The sequence below is a fragment of the Paracoccus luteus genome (genome assembly GCF_004522155.1).
Taxonomy (GTDB): Bacteria; Pseudomonadota; Alphaproteobacteria; order Rhodobacterales; family Rhodobacteraceae; genus Paracoccus; species Paracoccus luteus.
On record NZ_SDEA01000003.1, the window covers coordinates 84,122 to 106,429 of the forward strand.

Here is a 22,308-nt window from a genome sequence, read left to right on the forward strand (position 1 = left end):
GCACCGCAGCGGCAGTGGCCCTGCGTCACGCAGCCTCGTGCGGCAGCCGCATTTCCAGCCAGTGGACCGACAGCCGCACCCGGCCCGCGGCAAAGGCACCACCCGTCGCCTGCAGCCGCAGGGCCGCGGGCGCGTAGTTGGCCATCGGCGCCGACAGCAGCCCCTGCCCCCACGATCCCTGCGCCAGCCCCAGCCCGGACCCAAAGCGGTTGACCGCGCCGGCCACGCCCAGCGACCAGCTGGTCAGCGTGCCGGTGATCGTCCCTGCGACCCGCGCCGTGGTGCCGATGATCAGGACGTTGCCGGGAATGACGACGTCGGTCGTCAGCGCCGTGCCCGCCGTCACGGTCCACTCGCCCTCGGTGACGCCCGCCGACAGCCCGCCGCCGAGCAGGCCAAGGGTGATCGCGCCCGTGGCCCAGCGCAGCCCGTCGAACAGCGCGCCCGCGCCCTCGTCGGCCACAAAGGCGCGCTGCCCGCGCCGCGGCACGGTGAACACCCAGCCGCCGTTCGCGCCCGTCGCGATCTGCCCGGCCCGGCCCTGCCACGCGTTGACGGCGCCCACCGGCACGCCCCAGCTGGCCCCGTCGGGAACCACCGCCGGCGGCGTCGCGATCCGCACCGATTCCAGCACCAGGTTGACCAGACCGTCCAGCCGCATCATCGCGTCGTTGACGGTGACGTGCTTTTGCGCCTGCGCGGGCTGCAACAGCGGCAACCCGCACCGCGCGGTAGAGTTCGCGTCAGCCATTGATCGTTCTCCTGACAAACGGGCCCGGCCCGAAGACATCCGACACCTGCGCCACCTCGACGGTGAACGCGCCACCTGCCCGCGCGGCATCCCAGGCCTGCGCCGGAACCTCATGCTGCGGGTCGTTCACCGTCCGCTCGTAAAGCCGCGTCGCCCCCCGCATCAGCCGCACGGCATAGCGTTCCGCGGCCTCGCCCAGCGGCACGTCCCAGCCGTCCCACCCGTCGCCGCCGATCCGCGTGCGCCGGATCCAGCCGATCTGGCGGCCCGTGACCGTCAGATGGCAGGGCGCCAGCGGCCGCAGCCCCGCGCCGGAAAAGGCATGCGCCCGCTCGCGATAGCTGGGGTCGTCCGGCGTCCGGCTGGACGGGCCGATGCGCCAGTGACGCACCATCCCGCGCGCATCCGGCGGCAGGTCCACCTGCACGGGCGCGCCGTCGATCAGCACCACGACGCTGCCGGCCGGCCAAGCCTGGGGCATGAACGCGTCCGTGCCCGCCTGCCCGCGCAGCCGCAGCCCGATCTCCCACAGGCCGGGCGCGACCAGCTCGGCGCGCGCGAACTGGATCAGCTCCCACCGCTCGGGGCTGCCGTCGCCGATCGCCATCACGTTGGCCCCGGCCAGCAGCGCCGCCTCGGTCGCGGCGCGCAGCTGCCCCCCCTTCAACCGCACCCGCAGCGCGGGACCACGGTCCCAGACGCCCGGCCGCGCCGCCGCCAGCGGCGTCGTCGTCACGCCCATGATCGCGCGGCGCGGCAGCGTGCGGTTCAGCGCAAATCCGCCCTCGGCCTCGACCGAGGACCAGACCTGCACCGACTCCGGCCACGGCGTTGCCGTCACCGCCAGATGCGGCGCGTGCGCCACCTCGTTGCCGCGCATCAGCGGCAGGTCCAGGAACATCGGCCAGACCGGCACCGGCGGCTGGAACGCGCGGATCACCGCCGCCTCGCCGACGATGGGCGCGGGACGATAGACGCCCGGCTCGACCCGCACCGCATCCACCGTGACCGCACCCGCGCGTTCCACCCGGTCGATGCGCCAGCGCTGCCCCGCGCCGCTGCCGCCCGTCAGGCGCACGACATCGCCCGGCCGCAGCCCGGCGCGTGACGGCGGTAGCGCCAGCCGCGCCGTGTCGCGCGCCACCCCCGCCTCGGCCAGCCAGCGCGCCGCGATCGACTGGCCTTCGGCGCGCGTCAGGCTCATCGGCAGCTCGCTGTCCGACACCGTCGCAAGCGAGGCTTCGGGCAACGCCGTTTCCGCCGTCCGCACGGTGTAGTCCGCACCCGCCTCGACGTGGCTGACGCGCACCCGGCCCAGCAGCTCGGGCTCGGGCGCGCGGCTGATCTCGACCCCCGGCAAATCATCGGTCAACGCCAGGTCATCGGGGCCGACTTCGGCCGTGACCCGCCCGTCGCGCATGACGAAATCCAGCACGCCGTCGCGCTCGACCGCATCGAACCCGTGCGCCAGCATCAGGGGCTGCAACGCCGCGCGGCCGCTTTCGCCGCCGCCCAGCGCATAGCCGCGCACGACGCCGGACAGCGCGGACACGTCGAACGCGGCGACGCCCGCGGCGCGGCAGATCTCGGCGACCACGTCGGCCAGCGGCACCGCGCCCGCCCGCCCGTTCAGCCAGTGCCCCCGCTCCCACGCCGGTCCGTCCGACCACAGCTCGGGCCGCCCCGGAAAGGCCGGGAACGGCCGCGCGTCCCAGGCCCAGACATGCGCCCGGTCCAGATCGACCATGCGCCACCCCGCAGGGGTCGCCGGGTTGTTGTCGGGATCGGACCAATAGTCCACGACCGCCGCGACATAGGCCGCCTGCAGCGCGTCGTCCCGCCGCCCGCTGGAATACCAGGGCAGCATCGACTCGCTGCTCATCGCATCCAGGAACTTGTTGGGCTGGTTCGTGGCCTTGTCCAACGCGGCGCAGCCGTATTCCGTGAACCAGATGGGCTTCGACCGCGGCACCCATGCCGTCGGCTGGGCCGCGCGCGCACCGTCGGCGCTCCGTTCATGATGCGGACGCGCCCACCAGTTGCGGATGTCCTTATAGCGCCAGATCCACGGCTCGTCCCGGTGATCCTCGATGGGCGTGCGGCGCTGCGCCTCGCGGTGGGTGTCGTTCTGGTAATACCAGTCATACCCCTCGCCGCCGCAGACATTCGCGCGCAGATAGGCCGGGTTGTCGATCCGGCCCCAGCCCGCGTCGGCGTGATCCTCGCCGTCGCGCCAGTCCGACAGCGGCATATAGTTGTCGATGCCGACGAAATCGACCGCCTCATCCGCCCACAGCGGGTCCAGATGGTAACGCCGCTCGCCCCCGCCGGGCTGGTGGCCGAAATACTCGGACCAGTCGGCCGCATAGCTCAGCTTGACGCCAGGCCCCAGGATGGCGCGCACGTCCGCCGCCAGCCGCCGCAGCGCCGCCACCGCCGGATAGCTGCCCGCCGCGCCCCGGATCTGCGTCAACCCGATCATCTCGGACCCGATCAGGAAACTGTCGATCCCCCCCGCCAGCGCGCAAAGATGCGCATAATGCAGGATGAACCGCCGGTATGACCATTCGTCCGGCCCGCGATAGACGACGCAGCCCCCCTCGACGGCGAAATCCGACCCCGCCGCCCGGCCAAAGAACGCCGCGACCTCGGCCGCGGCGTCGGGCGTGCCGTCCGGGCTGCCCGCCCGCCCCGCCGCGACAGAACTGGTGATCCGCCCCCGCCACGGCATCACCGGCTGATCTGCCGCGCCCGTCCACGGGTCCGGTCGCCCGTTGCCGCCAAGCTGCTCCATCAAAATGAACGGATAGAACACCGCGCGCCGCCCCGATGCCGCGATGGCGCGCAGCGCCTCGATGACCGACTGGTCCGCGGGCGTCCCGCCATAGATCGGCCGCCCGTCCCGGCGCGCCACCTCGGCCGCGTCGGCGCGCCCGATGCCGCCCGCGCGCCAGCGCATCTCGTCGCCGTCCACCTCCCGCTGCTCGACCTTGGGGCGCAGCGTGCAGTGGCCGGCGCGCAGGTCGTCCCCGAACCACGACACCACCAGCGACACCGACCCGACCCGCGGCAACTCGCGCCCCAGCGTCTCCAGCGAGACGGCGAAGTCCGTCCCGCCCATCGGCGTGTTGCGGTTGATCACGCGCGTCTCGCCCAGGCCCAGATCCTGCGACACCTGGGTCGTGGCCAGCGTGTATTCGCCCGTGCCGGGGATCATCGCGACGGCGCGAACCTGCCGCGACAGCCCCGCGCCACCCTCGGCGGCGCGCGTCACCTCGAAACTCAGCTGCGGCACGCGGTTGCCCCAGCGCTCCAGCGCCAGCTCCTCCAGCACGACATAGGCGATGCCGCGATACGTGGGCGCGGCCTCGCCCTCGTGCGCGGCGATGCAGGGGTCTGGCAGCTGCGCCTCGTCGCCGGGATAGACGCGCAGGTTCAGGTCGGCCGCCGCGATCTCCTCGCCATCGGCCCAGACCCGGCCCACGCCCAGGATCGGTCCCTCGCACAGCGCCAGCGCCAGGCTCAGCCGATAGCTGATCTCGGTCACCTTCGGCCCCGAGCCTTTGCCGCCCGACTGCGTCGAACTGACCTCCTCGATGGGCGAGGCCCAGATGACGTGCCCCGGCACCCGCATCTGCCCCCACAGCCGTGCAATGGGCGTGCCCTCGCCCGCGGTCTGCAGCCGCAGCCGGTCGATGCGCCCGGTCTCGACCGGCCGCGACCCGCCGCCCAGCAGCTTCTGGTCGATGACGCGCCCGACGGTCGCGCCCACCGCGCGGCCGATGACGGCGCCGGTCAGGCCCAGCATGGTTCCCCCCAAGCCCGCCCCGATCGACGCGCCCGCCGCTGCCAGCAGAATGGTGGCCATCGTCCTCTCCCTTGTGATGTCCCGTCCGGCCGCGCGCAGCCCTCAGACGTCGGCCCCGACCTGCCCCGGCCCGACCTGCCCCACACCGGGCCAGGCGAACCGCGCCACGATCCGCGCCCGCCACGGGGCGGACAGCGGGCTTTCCACGACCCCGTGCCGGTCATAGGCGTGGATGAAACTTGCCGCCCCGCCCAGCCCGGCGCGGATGCCCAGATGCTTGGCGACCGCCCCCGCCCTCATGCGGAACAGCAAGACCTCGCCCGGACCCTCCGGCGCGTCCGCCGCCACCGGCCGCAGGTTGCGCAGCGCCGCCGACCACAGCAGTTCGGTTGCGCCCGTCTCGCCCCAGTCGGGGGTATAGGCGGGCACCGCCTCGGGCTCGGTCCCGTGGACCGCGCGCCAGACCCCGCGCACCAGCCCCAGGCAGTCGGCGCCTGCACCCCGTGCCGATCCCTGATGGACATAGGGCGTGCCGATCCACGTCCGCGCGGCCTCGACCGCGCGCAGGCTCATCGCCGGCCCCCGGCGGCCTGCGGCGCGATCAGCCAGTCCTCGGGCGGCAGATGCGGAAAGCCGCGAAAGTTCAGATGGTTCAGGAACTTCAGCCGGCAGGTCTCGGCGCGCTTGTCGCAGCCCGCCTCCAGCCGCACGCGGTCGCCCACGGCAGGCGGCAGCCCCGGCGCCGCCCACAATTCGACCAGCCGCCCGCCGTCCGGCTGCGCGCGGTCGCTCTTGATCGACGCGCTCAGCCCCGCGCCCTCGCCATCCAGCAGCGTCACGCGGCCGTGCGCGAACCAGTCGGTGTCATGCCCGGCGATGCCGCGCAGGATCAGCCGCGCGCCGTCCTCCTCGACCCGCGTCACCTCGCCCAGGGCGTTATAGCCGTCGCGGCCGGTGTCGAAACGGCACTGCCCGTCGCCCAGCCGGGCCGAGCAGCGCGGATGGAACACCCGCCCCTGCGGCACGTTCAGCGCCTCGGCCAGGCCGCGCAACTCGGCGCGAAAGGCGCCGTTGCCGCGCGCGACCTCGCCCAGATGGCCGCGGAACACCAGCCGCCGGTCGGCGGGCGCCTGCCAGTCCACCTCCCACAGGCGGACCTCGGCCCCGTCCCAGCGACCCGCCATCAGGTCGGCCTCGGTGATCGCGTCGTCCGACAGCACGCCCTGCGCCTCGGTGTTGTCCACGGACAGGCCCAGCCCCTGCACGACCGCCCGCGCGCTCAGGCCCGCATCGGGGCGGAACCGCACGCCCTCGAACTCCAGCAGGCAGTCGTGGTCGGTGAACCCCAGCACCATGCCGTCCCGCCGCGCCACCGCCCAGGCGCGCGCGACCGCGGTCGTCCGGTCCGCGCTCACAACCGCACCTCGACGACCGGCACCTGCGGCACGTCGCCCGCCTGGAACGAGGATACCGACACCGCGATCCGGTCGGTGTCGAACCGCACCGGCACGTCGAACTCGAACCCGGCCGTGACAGGCGCGTCCATCACCGGCGCGTCGGCGAAGGTAACGACGCCGGTCGCCAGATCCACGTCGAAGTCGATCGTCTCGATCTTCTCGACCCCACCCAGCGCGACCTTGACCGTCCCCACGACCGGCTTGACGACAGGCCGGCGATAGCTCGCCGGACCCGAGGCATACAGCTTGGACAGCGCAAAGCTGACCGTCCGCCCGTCGCCCCGCCCGATCACCTGATCACCCGCCGCGACCGCCCGGCTGGGGGCGCAGGATTTGTAATCCGCCCAGTCCTTCCAGCGGAACGCGTGCAACTGCCCGCCCCGCGCCTCGAAGAACGCGATCACCGCCGCCACGTCGTCCAGCGACCGCAGCCCCACGCCTGCGTCATAGCGGCGGCGCGAATGGGCCCAGGCGCTGTTGCGCTCCTCATACCCGTTGGTCAGGGTGACGATCTCGGTGCGCCGTTCGGGGCCGCCCACCGATCCGCGTGACAGGTTGGCCGGAAAACGGATGTCGTGAAATGCCATCATGCGTTCCTTTCGCCGCGCGCCAGCGCCCGGCCCAAGGTGGCGGCGATCTGGCTCTGGCTGCGCTGGAACCCCGCCACGTCGGGCGTGCTCACGTTGAAGGTGACGCTGACCGGCCGCCCGCCCGCGCCCGCCGCGGCGACGCCCAGCCGCGCGTCGGCGCCGCGGCGCAGCGGCATGATCGCCTCCGGGCCGGCCTCGCCCATCAGGCCGGTCGCGCCGCGCATCGGGAAATGCGTGGGCTGGCTGACGACGCCGCCCCGCGCGAACGGCGCGACCCGCCCCTGGCTAAAGGCCGCGCCGTCCGCGAACGGCAGCGCCCCGGCGACCATGCCGGTGACGCCCTGCGCCAGCGCGCCAGCCACGGCTTGCTGCACCGGCTTCATGGCGGCGGCGAACACCGTGTCGGCCATGCTGGACGCGATGCCCTTCAGCGCATCCGACAGCCGCACGCCGTCAAAGACGACGCCCTCGAACGCGCGGCGCAGCCCGCCGCTGAACCCCGCGGTCAGCGTCGTCACCTCGCGGCCCGTCTGGTTCATCGCCCGGGACAGCCGCGCCAGTTCCGCCTGAAAGCTGGCGGTCATCTGCCCGGTCTGGTCCAGCCGCTCGCCCAGGCGGTCCACGCCGTCCCTGTTGGTCGCAAACCCGTCCGACATCCGTTTCCTCCTGCAACGACAAGGGGGGCCGCGCGGCCCCCCGATTGCATCCCGCGCTCAGGCGTCGGGGAACCGCGCCATCAGCGCATCCAGCCGCGCCCGGCTCATCGTCCCCGCGCCGTGGCCCGAGGTGTCGATGCCCAGCATCAGCGCCAGTTCGGCGGGCGTCAGATCCCAGAACACGGCCGGGCGCAGCCCGAGGCCCGCGATCCCGGCCCGCATCAGCCCGCCCCAGTCCAGCCCCGCGCCCGCGGCCCCCGCCCCGCTCATCCGGTGGCGGCGGCCGGCCCGCGAAAGGCCAGCGCCAGCAACTCGGCAGCCAGACGCGCGGCCTCGACCGGCCCGCCGCCGATCTCGACCGTCAGCAGGTCGCCCTCGGCCCCCTGCCAGCCGCCGCCGCGCAGCCCCGCGACCAGCACCGCGATCACGTCGCGGCTGGCGAACCGGCCGCTTTCGAACCGCTCGATCACGCCCACCAGGCTGTCGGCGCCCAAGGCCGCCTCCAGCCCCGCCAGCGCGCCCAGCGTCAGCCGCGCCACCCGCCGCTCGCCGTCCAGCCAGACCGCGACCTCGCCGCGATGCGGGTTGGCCATCATGCCACCTCGAAGGTCAGCGCCCCGGCCGAGGCCAGCGCCAGCTCGTACGTCGCCTCGCCGTTATAGCTGCCGGCGTATTCCAGCCCGGTGATCTGGAACGGCCCCTCGACGGTGCCGAAATCCGGGATCACCACCTGGAACCGCGGCACCTCGCCGTCAAAGAACACCTGCCGCACGCGCCCGTCGCTGGCCTCGTCCCGGAACACCCCCGACCCGGAAATCGAGGCCGTGCGCACCCCCGCGCCCGCCAGCAGCTCGCGCCAGCCGCCCTGGCTGTCCAGGCTGGTGACGTCCACCGTCTCGGCGTTGAAGCCCAGCCGCGTGGCGCGCAGCCCCGCGATGGTCTCGAACATGCCGTCGCCGGTCATGTCCATCTTGATCAGCAGGTCGCGCCCGTTCTGCACCGCCATCGTTCAGCCCTTTCTCATGCCACGTTCAGGCCCAGGTCGATGCGCGCGCGGAACGTCATGTCCACGCGGCGACCCGCGCCGCTTTCGACCCGCCGCGCGCGTGCGCTGACGAACCACAGCCCGGCCAGCCGGCCGTGTTCCAGCGCCACCGCGCCATCCTCCAGCGCGCGGGCCACCGCCCCCGCCGCCGCCTTGACGTCGGCGAAGCCGCCGCCGCCCTCGTCGGCCCCCGACAGGACCGAGACAACGAAATCATGCCGCGTGCCCCGCCCGGTCATGTCGCCCGCGTCGGCCACGTCCTCGGCGCCCAGCGCGACATAGGTGCCGCTGGGCGCCGTCACCGGCATCGCGTCGAACACCGCGTCGCCGATCAGCGCGGCCAGCGCCGGATCGGTCCGCAGCGCCTGATAGACCGCGATCTGCAGCGCGGCCCCGGCCTCATAGCTCATGCCAGCCTCTCCTCTGTTGCCATGCAGGTCAGCCACAGCCCGGCGGCGTCCGCCTCGGCCACGGCCTCGATGCGGAACACCCGGTTGCCCATCCGCAGCCGCTGTTCCGGCCGGGGGCGGCGCGGATCGCCATCGGGGGCGGCACGCAGGGTGATGCGCCATGACACGACGCTGCGCGCCCCGACCTCGCCGGCCCGTTCGGACCCCGGCCCCGCGCGCATCTGTGCGTAAACGATGCCCAGCGGCCGCCAGTCCAGGCGGTATCCGCCCATCCCGTCGTCCACCCGCCCGGCGCTTTCCAGCCGCAGCGGCACGGTCGGCCGCGGCGCGGTCATGCCCAGCCGCCCCGGCGCGCGCGCCCCGCCGATGGTGCGCACCGCGCGCCATTTCTCGATCAGCGCACTGACCCCGTGCGGCAGCGCCAGGGTCGTGCCGTTGAACCCCCGATCCTCATAGTATCGGGCGGCCAGCATCATCACCGCCTGCGCCAGATCGGGCGGCACCTGCGCCCAGGCGCTCCCGAACCCGGCGCTGAACCGCACCGTGACGAACCCGTGCATCGGCACCGCCGGCAGGCTCGGCCCGACCGGCATCAGCACCGGCCGCTGGCTGTCGGGCACCAGCCGATAGGCCGCGGGCGGCACGGCCGCGACGACCCCGGCCCCGTCCTCCATCTCGACCGACTCGACGGCCAGCGCCGGGGCCAGCGGCAGCGGCTGCCCGGCCGGATCGCGCCAATCCTCCAGCCGCAGCCGAAAGACCCGCGTCAACAGCACCTTGCCGGTGCGCGCCTCGACCGTTGCGATGGCGGCGCGCAGGAACCCCGCCAGCGCCGCATCCTCGGTCGCGTCCTCGATCAGGTCGAACCCCGAACCCAGGCGCAGATGGGTCCGCAGCGCGGCGACGGGCAATGCGCCCTGCGCCGGCGCCGTTTCCTCGACAAGCAACATCCTGAAACCTCCCCGTTCATCCGCGCCGCGCGTTCATCGCCCAGGCGCGCGGCACCACGCCGCGGGCGGGGGCCGGTGCCCCGCCCGCAGTCTGCTTGCGTTTACGTCGATGGCGGTCGCCGCCCGGTCGGGGGGCCGCGCCCGCGCCACGCCGACCGCCCGCGCGGACAGTGGCTGTGCTGGCCGGCGCGCCGCCCACGCGGCCCCCCTTCGCCCCGGCCGTCCGACCCGAACCGATCAGACGGCCAAGCTCAGCAGCTTGATCGCGCGGGCGTCCACCACCGAGCCGCCGATGCGCTTGCTGGCATAGAACAGCACATGCGGCTTGGCCGAGAACGGGTCGCGCAGGATGCGCAGCTCGGACCGTTCGGCGATGGTATACCCCTTGCGGAAATCGCCGAAGGCGATCGACTTGGACTGGTTGGACGGGTTCGGCATGTCCTCGCAGATCAGCACCGGATAGCCCAGCAGCCGCGCCGGCTCTCCGCCGGTCAGCGAATCCGCCCACAGATAGCGGCCGTCCCCGTCACGCAGCTTGCGCACCATGCCCGCCACGCGGCTGTTCATCACAAAGGTCGCGTTCGCGCGATAGGGCGCGGCCAGGGCATAGACCAGGTCGATCAGCGCGTTCGCCGGCGCCGAGGGCGGGAAGTCCCCCGCCGCCCCCGAGTTGATGATGCCGATCACCGAATCGGCCGCGGTGGCGTTGGGCCCCGACGGATGCGCCAGCAGGCCGCGGGGCTTCTCGATCCCGTTGCCCAGCAGGAACGCGTTGGCCTCGGCCCGCGCGAACCTCTCGGCGATGCGCTCGGCCAGCCAGCCTTCCAGGTCGAACGACGCGTCGTCCAGCAGGCGCTGCGTCGCCTTGGGCATCGCCGCCAGCTCGTGCAGCGGAATCGAGATCTTCTCGATCTGCGGGCTGTCGGTCTCCGCGGCGGCGGCCACCTCGTTGGCCCAGCCGCTGCCGATGTCGGTCTTGTCCATCAGCACGTCAAAACTGGCGCTTTCGACCTGCACGACATTGGCGATCGCCCGCAGCGACCCGGTCCCGCGCAGCACGGCCTGCACGCCCTCGGAAATCGTCGGCCCCGCCAGATAGGCGCCGTCGGTGGTCGAGGCCAGGCCCTTCTCCTCCAGCGCCAGCGTCCGCAGCCCGCTGTCGTCGCCGCGGCGCAGATAGGCGGCGATGGCCTTTTGATGGGGGGCCTCGATCTCGGCCCCGGTCGCCAGCGGCGAACGGACGCGGAAGGCGGTCTTGCGGTCCAGCATGGTCATGCGTTTGTCCTGTGCTTGCAGTTTGGTTTCGACGGTCGCGCGGAAACGGCCCAGTTCGCTGACGAACTCGGCCATCGCGCCCTTCAATGCGGCGGGCGTGTCGCCGCCGCCCGCAGACTTGGTGTCCGCGGCGTTTGCCTCGGTCATAGCCGTTCTCCTTGTCGGTATCGGCGTCGCCAGTCGCTTGCCTGGCCGGGGCGACCGTTGCGCTTGCGCGCGTGTCCCCCCGTGTCGGCACGGGTCCGCCAACCCCGCGCCGCATTCCTGCCGGGCCTCGGGGGCGATCCCCGCGGCCCGTGGTGCCTCAGCCCGCGCGCAGCGCCGCCGCGGCCGCGCGCAGCACCGCCGCCACGGCGCCCGCCTCGCTTTCGGCCGCGTCGTCGTCGCGGTCGCCGGACTTCCGCCCGACCTTCGCCTCGGCCAGCATGGGGAATGTCACCAGCGACACCTCCCACAGCTCGATCTCGGTCAGCACCCGCCGGCCCTTGGCCTCGCGCTCGGCGGCGATGGTGCGATAGCCGATCGACAGCCCCTCGATGGCGCCCGCCGCGACCAGCGCCGCCGCCTCGCGCGCCTGCGCCACCTCGGGCAGCAGGCGGCCGCGGACCCACAGGCCCTTGGCGTCCTCGCGGATCTCGTCCCAGACGCCGATGGGCCGGGTCGGATCGTGCTGCCACAGCATCCGCACCTTGTCGCCGCGCGCAGCCAGCCGCGACAGGCTGGCGGCATAGGCCCCCGGCGCCACCATGTCCCCGCCCTGGTCGGTCACGCCGAACAGGCTCGCATAGCCTTCCAGCACCGACCCCTCGGTCAGCACCGGGGCGCCGCCCGCGAACTTCATCTCCAGCCCCAGATCGTCACTGCGCATCCTCAGCCCCCCTTCGGCGCGAACTGCAAAATCGACTGCACCGCCTGGGTCAGGATCACGGCGACCACGCCATAGACCGTCATCCACAGGCGCTTCTCCAGCCCCTCGATCAGCGACTCGATCCGCTCCAGCCGCCGGTCCACCTGCCCGAACTGCAGCGCCATGATGCGCTCCTGCGCCTCCAGCCGCTGCTCGTGCCAGACAAAGGGGCGGTCGATGAACTTCGACCCCTCCATCGCCTCACCCCTCCGCCAGCGGCGGCAGGCCCAGCGCGACCCGCTTTTCCGCGTCGCTGAGGAAGCTTGCCGCGCCGACCCGCGCCCAGTGCTGGTCGCGCTCTTCGGCCAGCGCCGGGATCGCGTCCAGGTCGGGGCGCAGGTCCACCTCGGCGCCCAGATGCTCGCTCAGCCACCAGGCGACGGACGCCGCCACCCGCGTCACCAGCGGCAGCACCGTCAGGCGATAGAATGCCCGGTGCGCCTCGGCATAGTTGGCATAGGTCGCGTCGCCGGTGATCCCGATCAGCATCGGCGGCACGCCGAACGCCATCGCGATCTCGCGCGCCGCGGCCAGCTTGGTCTCGTGGAACTCCATGTCGCTGGGGGAAAACCCCATCGGCTTCCAGTCCAGCCCGCCCTCCAGCAGCATCGGCCGCCCGGCGTTGCGCGCGCCCTGGTGATGGCTCTCCATCTCGCTGACCAGCCGGTCGTATTGATCCGCCGACAGCACCCCCTGCCCGTCCGCGCCGCGATAGATGATCGCGCCCGACGGCCGGGCCGCATTGTCCAGCAGCGCCCGCGACCACGCGCTGGCGCTGTTGTGGACATCGATCGCCACCGCCGCCGCCTGCATCGGCGACAGGCCATAATGGTCGTCCATCGGATGGAACGCCTTGATGTGGCAGACCGGATCGGGGCTGCCCGTCATGTCGAACCGGTGCTTGCGCCCGGCAACGGCATAGTCATAGGCGACCGGCCACCCGTCCGCGCCCGGAACCACTGTCACCCGGTCCGACCGCAGGACGTGCAGCTCGTCGGGCAACCCGTCCTCGCCCCCGACCGCCTCCAGATAGGCGTTGCCGCTCAGCAGCAGCTGCCCGAACAACGCCTCGAACAGCTCGGCGCGGCCCTGGCCGGGGTTGGGCCGGCGCATCAGCTCCAGCACCGGATGCACCTCGTATCGCCGCTCGGCGTCCTGGCAGACCAGCGGCACCGCCGCCGCCGCCTCCGCCACCAGCCTGACGGCGCGAAAGCCGACCGGATTGCCCACGAACCCGCCGCGCGTCAGCCCGGCCGGATCGCGCGGCCCCGCCGCCGCGCGGCCGATGCCCTGCAGGGCGAACCCCTGCGCCAGCGCCGCGACCTTGCCGGCCGCGCTGGCCTTGGCCTCGACGCGCGCCGAAACCGGGGCGACCTGCGCCACCGCCAGCGCCGCGCCGCCGGCCTTCGCGCCCCGTTCTCCCTGCTGCGGCGCCTGCCGCCCGAACCACCGCATCGCCATGCGAGCCTCCCTGCCCAGCCACGAAAAATGGCCCGCCCCGATGGGACGAGCCGTGCGTCTCGCGAAGCTTCTTCTTGTCGAAATACTCCGGGGTCCGGGGCAGAGCCCCGGTCCGCCCTCACAAGCCCCGCACCTGCGGCCGCATGTAGTGCCCCGCCGGCTCGATCATCAGCTCGTGGATGGCCCAGACCAGCGCGTCCAGCCGGTCGGGCGACCCGCGCCCCTCGAACCCGCCGACCGTCATCCGGCACATCTGGTCCTCCAGCGCGCCCAGCCCGCGCAGGTGCCTGACCCGCCCCTGCTCGTAAAGGGCGGCGACCGGCTCGGCGCGCAGCCCCTTGCCGCGCCCGGCGCGCAGCGCCCGGAACGGCACCAGCGGGTCCACCTGCCGGATCACGCTTTCCACCAGATCGCCGCCCTGGTTCACCTCGGCCACCAGCCGCTCGGCCCCGTGGCGCTGCATGGCGGCAATGGCGGCGCGCGCCCAGTCGGTCGGCCCGCCGCGCACCGTCGCATCCTCCAGCACATAGGCGCGCCAGTCCTGCGGCGGCCCTTGACAGACCACCCCCGCGACCACGATCCCGCATTCGTCGCTGGCAGCCCCGCCCGTCACCGCCGGGTCCACCGCCACCACCACGCGGTCCAGCACCGGCGCCGCCTCGACGCGGCAGCCCTCCAGCATCGCCGTCGTCCACAGCGCGCCCTCGACATCCTCCAGCAGCACGCCCTCCAGCTCCTGCCGGCCCAGCCGCGTCCCGGCATAGCGCGCCGCCACCTCGGCGAGGAAGCTTTCGGCCAGATAGGCCCGGTTCGCATCCGTCGGCGCATGGGTGACGACCGTCGAGGCATTCCGCAGGATCGCCTTCAGCACCCCCACGTTGCGCGGCGTCGTCGTCACCACCTGCTGCGGATGCTCGCCCAGCCGCAGCGCGAACTGCAGCATGTCCCACGTCTCCTCGGCTTTCTTCCACTTGGCCAGCTCGTCCGCCCACGCCGCGTCGAACTGCGGCCCGCGCAGCGCCTCGGGCTCATGCGCCGAAAAGACGGTCGCGGTCGCCCCGTTGGGCCAGACCAGCCGCCGCCGCCCCGCCTCCCACACCGGCCGCCGGTCCGGGGGCGAACAGGCGAGGATGCCCGAATCCCCCATCACCATCACGTCCCGCCCCTGATCGAACGTCTCGGCCACCAGCGCCACCCGGCGCGCGCGCCCGGCCGCAAGCGGGGTCGCCCCCTCGACCTGCGCGCGCACCCACTCGGAGCCGGCGCGGGTCTTGCCCGCGCCGCGCCCGCCCATGATGACCCACGACTTCCAGTCGCCCTCGGGGGGCAGCTGGTGCGGCAGCGCCCAGAACTCGAAAAGCCACGGCAGGCTGGCCAGCGCGTTCGCGCCCAGGCCCCCCAGGAACCCGTCAACCTCCGCCGGCTCGGCGCAGGCAAGCCAGGCGGCGCCCGATCTCATCTCGTGCCGCGGCAAGGTCGAGGCTGGCCTCTCCGACGGTCCCGGCAACATCCTTGCGAAGCTTGTCAACCTTGTTCCTTTCCTCAAGCACCAGCTGCGCCGCGTCCCGCAGGTCGCGCGCCAGTTTCGCGCTGTCCTTCACCTGACCGAATTCGCCCGCCAGAACCTTCTTGCGGGCCTGTTCCAGATCGTCGGCATAGGCGTGAAACAGCCCCTCCGACAGATCGACGACCGGCGTGCGCCGGGGCGCGTCCGGCGTGAACGGCCCCTCCGGGGCGTCCGGCCCCGGATCGAAACTCATGTCCATGTTGTGATGCCCTGCCCCTCGGTGCCTGTCCGCACGAGCGAGAGACGAAAAAAGCGGCCCGCGGTCTCACCGACCCGGCCGCTTGCCCACCTCTCCCAGCATGTCCAATGTGTATCCCGGACCGTTCGCAAAGTCAATCCGCAACGCCGGGTGCCTGGCGATTTTTCTGATTTTATACGTTCACTATCAGTATCTTAACCACGGCAACACCCCACCGCCCCACCCGCAACACCCCCCGTCTTTGGTGCCCGGGCATCCCCCGGGGATCGCATGCGGCGATGGGGGCTGGGCGCTGATGCGCCCTCCCGGGATCTGCGCGTCTCGCGCCAGCATCGCGTCCCGGTGCGGCCGAAGACCGCACACAGGATGTTCGGCACGAACGAGGTGCTGGTTGCGGCCAAATAGCTGCTCCGCTCAAAGTTCTTGAGCGTCGCCCACTTGCCATTATGCCAGAACACTGGACCTTCTGCTGATATCAAGAGCAGGTGCAAGGAACAAGATTCCCCGCCGATCATCAAGGGCGTGCGATGATCTGCTTTCCGGACTCCCGACCAAGAACAAGTGCGCCACTTTCGTCGATGCGATATGTATCAACGGCTTCCAAAAGTTCCATCATCTGCCGCTCCTGTTCCATCAGTTCGGGCGGGCACATCATCATTGTCGTTCCACCCGGGGTGATGCTGATTTCGCTGCCGCGGACGGTATAGCTTGCGATCAAACGGTTGCAGCTTGCATTTCCGGACACTTGACCATCTGCACTGAACAGCAACGTCGCAGGCGATCCTGCAACAACGTTCTGGCCTCCGATACTCACAACCGTCCACTCTCCTTCCTGAAGTCGGGTTTCGGATGCTCCTTGGCCAGGCAATTGGGACTCATCTGCAATGCAGCCAGCAAGCAGAAAGGAAGAGGCGATGGCAAAGGCGGAAATCGATCGATACATACCTGTTAATCCTTGTGCATTTCCAGCGGCCTCGATGAGGGCAATGACTCGGGAACACAAATCAAGTTACGGCGAGCCGCCTATCTTCCTCCCTTGCGATGCCGCCATCACAGCGAGGGTGCCGGATCACTTTTTGCAATCTGCGCCTGCAACAGGTCTCTTCCCTCTCAAGGACGCGCGATGCCCCGACACGTCAAGAAAGCCCATGCTCATGCAAGCCTATCGGCAGGTTCGTTGAGAAGTATTCATCTGCATGACCTCACTCGGCCGAGGCGAAGCGATAGCCGATCCCCGGTTCGGTGAAGATCATCCGCGGCGCGGCCGCGTCGTCGCCCAGCTTTTCGCGCAGATGCCCCACGGCAATCCGCAGATAGTGGCTGTCGCCGAGGTGCGCCGGTCCCCAGACGGTGCGCAGCAGTTCCTCGTGCGTCAGAAGGCGGCCCGACTTGCGGACCAGAATCGCCAGCACGTCGAACTCCTTCCGGGTCAGGCGCACCGGCCTGCCGGCCAGCGTCACCATCCGCCCGGCCATGTCCAGGCAAAGATCGCCGGCGCGGATGACGGGCGAGGTCTCGTCCGTTCCCCGGCGGCGGACCAGGGCGCGCAGGCGGGCCAGCAGCTCGGCGGGGGCGAAGGGCTTGGTGACATAGTCGTCGGCGCCCGCGTCCAGCGCCGCGACGATCTCGGCCTCGGCCGAGCGCACCGAGACGACCACGATGGGCACGTCGGACCATTCGCGGATGGCGGCGATCACCGCCTTGCCGTCCATGTCCGGCAGGCCGAGGTCCAGCACCACCGCCGAAGGGGCGCCGGTCGCCGCGCGCTCGATCCCCTCGCGCCCGCGCGCGGCCTCCTCCATGGCGTGGCCCGCGCCTTCCAGCACGATGCGCAGGAAGCGGCGGATCGGGGCCTCGTCCTCGATCACCAGAAGGCGCAGGGGCGCGGAAGGGTCAGGCATCGGCGTCCTCGGGGGCGGCGGGCAGGATCATGCGGATCGCCGCGCCCAGCCCGCCCGGCGGGTCGATGGCGGCGACGCTTCCCTCGTTGGCTTCCACCATGCCCTTGACGATGGCAAGGCCAAGCCCGGTCCCGGCGGGCTGTCCGTCCCCCTGCACGGCGCGGTGGAAGATGTCGAACACCCGGCCGCGTTCCGCCTCGGGGATGCCGGGGCCTTCGTCGGCCACGGTCAGCGCCACGCCGTCCGCGACGGGTTCGGCGGTGATGCGGATGGTGCTGCCCTCGGGGGCGTATTTGGTGGCGTTCTCCAGCAGGTTGGCCAGCGACTGGCCGATCAGCACCGGGTCGGCGAAGACGGGCGGCGTGCCCGGCGCGACCCTTGCCTCGACGCGGAAGGGGGCCAGCACGCGCGACAGGTCGGCGCGGGCGCGGCCGATCAGCTCGGCCGCCTCGACCGTCTCGCGGCGCGGCACAAGGGCGCCATGCCCCAGGCGGGTCATGCCCAGAAGGTTGCCGACGAAGCGGTCGAGCCTGCGCGCCTCGTCCAGCGCCTCGGCCACCAGTTCGCGGTTCTGCGCGGGGGTCAGCGCGCCGTCGGCCACCGCCGACAAGGCACCGATCACGGTGACAAGCGGCGTGCGCAGGTCGTGGCTGACGCTGTTCAGAAGGGCCGCGCGCAGCTTTTCGGTCTCGGACACCAGCCGCGCCCGCTCCAGGTCGCTTTCAACGGCGATGCGTTCCACCGCGACCGCGATCTGGTCCTCGACCGCCGCCAGCAGGCGGCGCGTCTCGGGGTCGAGCCGGCGCGAGGGATCGAGAAAGCGCAGCCCCACCGCCCCCATGGGCGCGCCCTGCGTGGCCAGCGGCAGGAACATCCAGTCCGCCGCGGGCAGCGTGTCGGTGTCCCGGCCCGCCGGCCGGTTCTTCTGATAGGCCCACAGCGCCGCGGCCTGCGAGGGGGGATCGAGGCGCTCCTCGATCGACGGAAAGCCCTGCACCTGCTGAAGCGCGCCCCCGTCCCCCGGCATCAGGATCAGCGAATGGCATTCCACCGTATGCGCGATATGGGCGGCGGCGGCCCAGAGCACGTCGTCGGTGGTCGTGGCCGAGGCGATCTTGCGGGCGAAGTCGTAAAGCGTCTCGGTCCGCGCCTGGGTGGCGCGCATGAACTCGACCTGCCGCTTCAGCCGCCCCGCCAGGCTGCCGGTAAACAGCGCCGAGACGGTGAAGACCATCAGCGCGACAAAGGATTCCTCGGCCGACACCCGTAGCGAGAAGAAAGGTGCGGTGAAGAAGTAGTTGTAGGCGAGAAAGCCCAGGAAGCTGGCGACGATGGCGCTGGCGGTCCCGCGCCGCATTGCCACGGCCAGCACGCCGACCAGGTAGATCACCGCCATCGAGGCATCGGGCAGGACATGCCAAAGGGGCCAGGCGATCAGCGTGGCCGCGGCGGTTGCCAAGGCGGGCTGGACCAGCAGGCGCAGCCGGTCGCGCCCGCCCTTTGCGCGCCACCACGGCCTGGCGGGCGCAGGGGGCAGGGGCGCCGCGCCGTTGGCGGCGGGGTCGAGGATGGTGACCTCGACCCCGTGGGCGCGGGCCAGCAGCTGCTGGGACGGCGTCGGGCGCAGCAGCGCCGCAAGCCGCGCCCGCCCGCCGCCCGGCGCGGCGCGCCCCAGGATCAGCCGCGTCACGTCCAGCGCCCGCGCGGCCTCCAGGAAGGCGCCGGCCACGTCGCCCTCGGCCCGCAGCGTGCGGGTCACGGCGCCCAGGCGCTCGGCCAGTTGCAGCGCGTCGGTCATGGCCCCCGCCGCCGAAGGGCCGCGCGCCTCGATGGCGGGCGTCACGACCGTCGCCACCACCCAGGGGATGCGGGCGCGGTCGGTCATGCGGCGGCCGGCCCGGACCAGCCCCTTGGCGGTTGCCGGATCGTCGAGGCAGACCATCAGCCGGTCCTGCGAGGCCCCCCGACCCGTCACCCGCCCAGTCCCCTGCCGCAGCGCCACCATCTCGGCATCGACGCGGCTGGCGGCGGTGCGCAGGGCCAGTTCGCGCAGCGCGGTCAGGTTGGGCCGGGAAAAGAAGTTGCCGAGCGCGCGTCCCGCCTCGGCGGGCATGTAGACCTTGCCCTCGCGCATCCGCTGGATCAGGTCCTCGGGCGGCAGGTCGATCAGCTTGATCTCGTCGGCCCTCTGCAGGACCGTGTCGGGCACGGTTTCCTGCACGCGGACCCCGGTGATCCGGGCCACAAGGTCGTTGAGGCTCTCGATATGCTGGATGTTCAGCGTCGAATAGACGTCGATGCCGGCGGCCAGCACCTCCTCGACGTCCTGCCAGCGCTTCGGGTGCCGGCTGCCGGGCACGTTGGTATGGGCCAGCTCGTCGATCAGCGCCAGCCGCGGGCGGCGCGCCAGCAGCGCGTCCAGATCCATCTCGGTCAGCTGGCGCCCGCGATAGGTGACGACCCGGCGGGGGATCTGGTCGAGATGCGCCAGAAGCGCCGCGGTTTCCTGCCGGCCGTGGGTTTCGGCCAACCCCACCACGACGTCGGTCCCGGCGCGGGCGCGGGCGGCCGCTTCCTCCAGCATGGCATAGGTCTTGCCCACGCCGGGCGCCGCGCCCAGGAAGATCTTGAGCCGTCCGCACCCCGGCACGGCGCCGCTGGCTTCGGCCTTGGCCTCGGCCAGGAAGCGTTCGGGGTCGGGGCGCGCGTCCTCGGTCATGGGCCTTTCTAGCCTTTCAAGGCATCCAGCGCGAGATTGGCGCCAAGGACGTTCACGACCGGCTCGCCCACGAAGCCGAAGGCCGGCCCGGTGGCCGCCTTCAGGATCGCGTCCTTCACGGCTGCCGCCGGGATGCCCCGCGCGGCCGCGATGCGGTCCACCTGCCGGAGCGCGGCGTCCAGCGTGATGTGCGGGTCAAGCCCGGACCCCGAGGCGGTCGCCATCTCGGACGGAACCGGCGCGGAGCCGAAGGCGTCGGCACGCTCCCGCACCTGCGCCAGCAGCGTGGCCGAGGAGGGCCCCAGGTTCGAGCCGGTGGACGCGCCCGCATTGTAGGCCGGATCCGTCGCCGAGGGGCGGGGGTGCAGGTATTCGGGCCGGGTGAAGGACTGCCCGATCAGGGCCGAGCCGACCACCGTGCCCTCACGGCTGACCAGAGAGCCGTCGGCCTGGCGCGGCATCGCCACCTGGGCGATCCCTGTCATGGCCAGCGGATAGGCCAGCCCCAAGAGGGCCGTGAAGGCCCCCGCCATCACCAGCGCGGGGCGGAGTTGCGGGATCATGGGAAACCTCATGCCAGATGGGCCAGATCGACGATCATGTCGATCAGCTTGATGCCGATGAACGGGGCGACAAGGCCGCCCAAGCCGTAGACCAGAAGGTTGCGCGACAGCAGCGCCCCGGCCGAGGCGGGGCGGTAGCGCACCCCCTTCAGCGCCAGCGGGATCAGCGCCACGATCACCAGCGCGTTGAAGATGATGGCCGACAGGATCGCCGATTGCGGGGTGCCCAGCCCCATCACGTCCAGAACGCCAAGGCCCGGATAGGCCGCCACGAACAGCGCGGGCAGGATGGCGAAATACTTGGCCACGTCGTTTGCGATGCTGAAGGTCGTCAGCGCCCCGCGCGAGATCAGCAGCTGCTTGCCCACCATCACGATCTCGATCAGCTTGGTCGGGTCGCTGTCGAGGTCCACGAGGTTGCCCGCCTCCTTGGCCGCCGGCGTGCCCGAGTTCATGGCGACGCCCACGTCGGCCTGCGCCAGCGCGGGGGCGTCGTTCGACCCGTCCCCGCACATGGCGACCAGCCGCCCCTGCGCCTGCTCGCCGCGGATATAGTCGAGCTTCCGCTCGGGCGTGGCCTCGGCCAGGAAGTCGTCCACCCCGGCTTCGGCGGCGATGGCGGCGGCGGTCAGGGGATTGTCGCCGGTGATCATCACCGTGCGGATGCCCATGCGGCGCAATTCGGCGAAGCGGTCGCGGATGCCGGGCTTGACCACGTCCTTGAGGTGGATGACTCCCAGCACCTGCCCGTCGCGGGCGACCACCAGGGGCGTGCCGCCCCCCATGGCGATCTGGCGCACGATCGGCTCGGCCGCCGCCGCGCCCTCGCCCGGAAAGCAGCGCGCCATGGCGTCCGCCGCGCCCTTGCGGAACTGCCGCCCGTCCGCCAGGTCCACGCCCGACATCCGCGTCTGCGCGGTGAAGGGGACGAAGCGCGCCCCCCCGCGCCGGTTGCCCTCGGCGAAGCCGAAGGTGCGGACGGCCAGATCGACGGTGGATTTCCCCTCGGGCGTGTCGTCGGCCAGGCTGCTGATGAAGGCGGCCTCGGCCACCTCGCGTTCCGTCACGCCGGGGACGGGCAGGAAGGCGTCGGCCATGCGGTTGCCGAAGGTGATGGTGCCGGTCTTGTCCAAGAGCAGCACGTCGATGTCGCCCGCCGCCTCGACCGCCCGGCCCGACTTGGCGATGACGTTGGCCTTGACCAGCCGGTCCATGCCCGCGATGCCGATGGCCGACAGCAGGCCCCCGATGGTGGTCGGGATCAGCGTCACGAACAGCGCCGCCAGCCAGACCACCGGGATCTGCGTGCCCGACCAGCCCGCGAAGACCGGCAGCGTCGCCACCACCAGCAGGAACACGAGGCTCAGCCCCGCCAGCAGGATGTCCAGCGCGATCTCGTTGGGGGTCTTGGCGCGCTTGGCGCCCTCGACCAGCGAGATCATGCGGTCGAGGAAGGTCTCGCCCGGCTTCGCGGTCACGCGCACCACCAGCCAGTCGCTGACCAGCCGCGTGCCCCCCGTCACGGACGAACGGTCGCCGCCCGATTCCCGGATCACCGGCGCGGATTCCCCGGTGATGGCGCTTTCATCGACCGAGGCCACGCCCTCGATCACCTCGCCGTCGGTGGGCACGATGTCGCCCGCCTCGACCAGGATCACCTCGCCCAGGTCAAGCTGGTCCACATCCTGCAGTTCGAACAGGTCGCGGCGGGCGGGGTCCAGCAGCACCCTGGCCCTGGCGTCGGACCGGGTGGCGCGGAAGGCGTCGGCGCGGGCCTTGCCGCGCCCTTCGGCCACGGCCTCGGCGAAGTTGGCAAACAGCACCGTGGCCCAGAGCCACAGCGCGATCTGCAGCGACACGGCGCTGCCCGCCTGGCCCCAGCGCAGCAGCACCAGCAGCGTCGTGACCCCCGCCACCAAGGCGGTCGCGAAGATCACCGGGTTGCGCGCCAGCCTGCGCGGGTCGAGCTTGGCAAAGGCCGCGCGGATCGCGGGCCGGACGATCTCGGGCGCGAACAGCCCGATCTCGGTTCTTGGATGCTTGGACATG

The 22,308-nt window shown here is 72.1% G+C and carries 23 protein-coding genes and 1 pseudogene; 1 reads left to right on the forward strand and 23 read right to left on the reverse strand.

All coding sequences use genetic code 11. The annotated features are described in order from the left end of the window. Positions 1 to 25: 25 nt before the first annotated feature. The 18 genes and pseudogenes from EPA64_RS05295 to EPA64_RS05380 all read right to left on the reverse strand — a co-directional run bounded on the left by EPA64_RS05295 (position 26) and on the right by EPA64_RS05380 (position 15,076). Positions 26 to 751 (reverse strand): DUF2793 domain-containing protein, encoded by a 726-nt coding sequence (locus tag EPA64_RS05295; RefSeq protein WP_134725216.1) that lies wholly within the window; start codon positions 749 to 751, stop codon positions 26 to 28. Continuing rightward, entirely contained in the window at positions 744 to 4,619 is a 3,876-nt protein-coding gene (locus EPA64_RS05300; protein ID WP_134725217.1) for a baseplate multidomain protein megatron, read from the reverse strand. The genes EPA64_RS05295 and EPA64_RS05300 overlap by 8 nt, the downstream gene beginning before the upstream one ends. Before the next feature lie 42 nt (positions 4,620 to 4,661). Then, positions 4,662 to 5,132 (reverse strand): NlpC/P60 family protein, encoded by a 471-nt coding sequence (locus tag EPA64_RS05305; RefSeq protein ID WP_134725218.1) that lies wholly within the window; start codon positions 5,130 to 5,132, stop codon positions 4,662 to 4,664. Next, the gene (locus EPA64_RS05310) at positions 5,129 to 5,974 is read right to left on the reverse strand and encodes a DUF2163 domain-containing protein (protein WP_134725219.1); all 846 of its coding nucleotides are present in this window, start codon (positions 5,972 to 5,974) and stop codon (positions 5,129 to 5,131) included. The genes EPA64_RS05305 and EPA64_RS05310 overlap by 4 nt, the downstream gene beginning before the upstream one ends. Then, positions 5,971 to 6,603: a DUF2460 domain-containing protein gene (locus tag EPA64_RS05315; RefSeq protein ID WP_134725220.1), complete on the reverse strand. Its 633-nt coding sequence runs from the start codon at positions 6,601 to 6,603 to the stop codon at positions 5,971 to 5,973. The genes EPA64_RS05310 and EPA64_RS05315 overlap by 4 nt, the downstream gene beginning before the upstream one ends. After that, positions 6,603 to 7,262, reverse strand: a complete 660-nt coding sequence (locus EPA64_RS05320) for a phage tail tape measure protein (protein ID WP_134725221.1) — start codon at positions 7,260 to 7,262, stop codon at positions 6,603 to 6,605. The genes EPA64_RS05315 and EPA64_RS05320 overlap by 1 nt, the downstream gene beginning before the upstream one ends. Before the next feature lie 57 nt (positions 7,263 to 7,319). After that, complete coding sequence (locus EPA64_RS05325) at positions 7,320 to 7,532, reverse strand: rcc01693 family protein (protein WP_134725222.1); 213 nt, start codon at positions 7,530 to 7,532, stop codon at positions 7,320 to 7,322. After that, positions 7,529 to 7,855, reverse strand: coding sequence for a gene transfer agent family protein (locus tag EPA64_RS05330; protein WP_134725223.1), 327 nt, complete (start codon positions 7,853 to 7,855; stop codon positions 7,529 to 7,531). The genes EPA64_RS05325 and EPA64_RS05330 overlap by 4 nt, the downstream gene beginning before the upstream one ends. Further along, the gene (locus tag EPA64_RS05335; RefSeq protein ID WP_134725224.1) at positions 7,855 to 8,268 is read right to left on the reverse strand and encodes a phage major tail protein, TP901-1 family; all 414 of its coding nucleotides are present in this window, start codon (positions 8,266 to 8,268) and stop codon (positions 7,855 to 7,857) included. The genes EPA64_RS05330 and EPA64_RS05335 overlap by 1 nt, the downstream gene beginning before the upstream one ends. 14 nt (positions 8,269 to 8,282) lie before the next feature. After that, complete coding sequence (locus tag EPA64_RS05340) at positions 8,283 to 8,717, reverse strand: DUF3168 domain-containing protein (protein ID WP_134725225.1); 435 nt, start codon at positions 8,715 to 8,717, stop codon at positions 8,283 to 8,285. Then, positions 8,714 to 9,052 carry a head-tail adaptor protein gene (locus EPA64_RS17055; RefSeq protein WP_134725469.1) on the reverse strand — a complete coding sequence of 113 codons (339 nt, stop codon included), beginning with the start codon at positions 9,050 to 9,052 and terminating at the stop codon, positions 8,714 to 8,716. The genes EPA64_RS05340 and EPA64_RS17055 overlap by 4 nt, the downstream gene beginning before the upstream one ends. Before the next feature lie 48 nt (positions 9,053 to 9,100). Further along, positions 9,101 to 9,667: pseudogene (locus EPA64_RS17060) on the reverse strand (head-tail connector protein); the annotation flags it as partial. Positions 9,668 to 9,904: 237 nt separating this feature from the next. Then, on the reverse strand, positions 9,905 to 11,089 hold the full coding sequence (locus EPA64_RS05355) for a phage major capsid protein (RefSeq protein WP_181953501.1): 1,185 nt from the start codon (positions 11,087 to 11,089) through the stop codon (positions 9,905 to 9,907). Positions 11,090 to 11,246: 157 nt separating this feature from the next. Next, positions 11,247 to 11,810, reverse strand: a complete 564-nt coding sequence (locus EPA64_RS05360) for an HK97 family phage prohead protease (protein WP_246026618.1) — start codon at positions 11,808 to 11,810, stop codon at positions 11,247 to 11,249. 2 nt (positions 11,811 to 11,812) lie between these two features. Further along, positions 11,813 to 12,046, reverse strand: coding sequence for a GTA head formation protein, RCAP_rcc01685 family (locus EPA64_RS05365; protein ID WP_112872717.1), 234 nt, complete (start codon positions 12,044 to 12,046; stop codon positions 11,813 to 11,815). Between the two features lie 4 nt (positions 12,047 to 12,050). Continuing rightward, positions 12,051 to 13,310: a phage portal protein gene (locus EPA64_RS05370; RefSeq protein ID WP_246026619.1), complete on the reverse strand. Its 1,260-nt coding sequence runs from the start codon at positions 13,308 to 13,310 to the stop codon at positions 12,051 to 12,053. Positions 13,311 to 13,428: 118 nt separating this feature from the next. Continuing rightward, positions 13,429 to 14,769: a DNA-packaging protein gene (locus EPA64_RS05375; protein ID WP_134725226.1), complete on the reverse strand. Its 1,341-nt coding sequence runs from the start codon at positions 14,767 to 14,769 to the stop codon at positions 13,429 to 13,431. Beyond that, positions 14,720 to 15,076, reverse strand: a complete 357-nt coding sequence (locus EPA64_RS05380; RefSeq protein WP_134725227.1) for a permease — start codon at positions 15,074 to 15,076, stop codon at positions 14,720 to 14,722. Before EPA64_RS05380 ends, EPA64_RS05375 begins: the two co-directional genes overlap by 50 nt. A 270-nt stretch (positions 15,077 to 15,346) precedes the next feature. Between EPA64_RS05380 and EPA64_RS17000 the strand changes: the two genes are divergently transcribed. After that, positions 15,347 to 15,481, forward strand: a complete 135-nt coding sequence (locus tag EPA64_RS17000; RefSeq protein ID WP_342773352.1) for a Hint domain-containing protein — start codon at positions 15,347 to 15,349, stop codon at positions 15,479 to 15,481. Between the two features lie 109 nt (positions 15,482 to 15,590). On the opposite strand, the gene EPA64_RS05390 is transcribed toward EPA64_RS17000, so the two are convergent. The 5 genes from EPA64_RS05390 to kdpB all read right to left on the reverse strand — a co-directional run bounded on the left by EPA64_RS05390 (position 15,591) and on the right by kdpB (position 22,307). Then, positions 15,591 to 16,019: an META domain-containing protein gene (locus tag EPA64_RS05390; RefSeq protein WP_134725228.1), complete on the reverse strand. Its 429-nt coding sequence runs from the start codon at positions 16,017 to 16,019 to the stop codon at positions 15,591 to 15,593. Positions 16,020 to 16,278: 259 nt separating this feature from the next. Further along, positions 16,279 to 16,977, reverse strand: a complete 699-nt coding sequence (locus tag EPA64_RS05395) for a response regulator (RefSeq protein ID WP_134725229.1) — start codon at positions 16,975 to 16,977, stop codon at positions 16,279 to 16,281. Next, positions 16,970 to 19,696 carry a sensor histidine kinase gene (locus tag EPA64_RS05400; RefSeq protein WP_134725230.1) on the reverse strand — a complete coding sequence of 909 codons (2,727 nt, stop codon included), beginning with the start codon at positions 19,694 to 19,696 and terminating at the stop codon, positions 16,970 to 16,972. Before EPA64_RS05400 ends, EPA64_RS05395 begins: the two co-directional genes overlap by 8 nt. Positions 19,697 to 19,704: 8 nt before the next feature. Beyond that, positions 19,705 to 20,259: a potassium-transporting ATPase subunit KdpC gene (gene kdpC / locus EPA64_RS05405; protein ID WP_134725231.1), complete on the reverse strand. Its 555-nt coding sequence runs from the start codon at positions 20,257 to 20,259 to the stop codon at positions 19,705 to 19,707. Positions 20,260 to 20,267: 8 nt separating this feature from the next. Next, complete coding sequence (gene kdpB / locus EPA64_RS05410; protein WP_134725232.1) at positions 20,268 to 22,307, reverse strand: potassium-transporting ATPase subunit KdpB; 2,040 nt, start codon at positions 22,305 to 22,307, stop codon at positions 20,268 to 20,270. Position 22,308 lies beyond the last annotated feature (1 nt).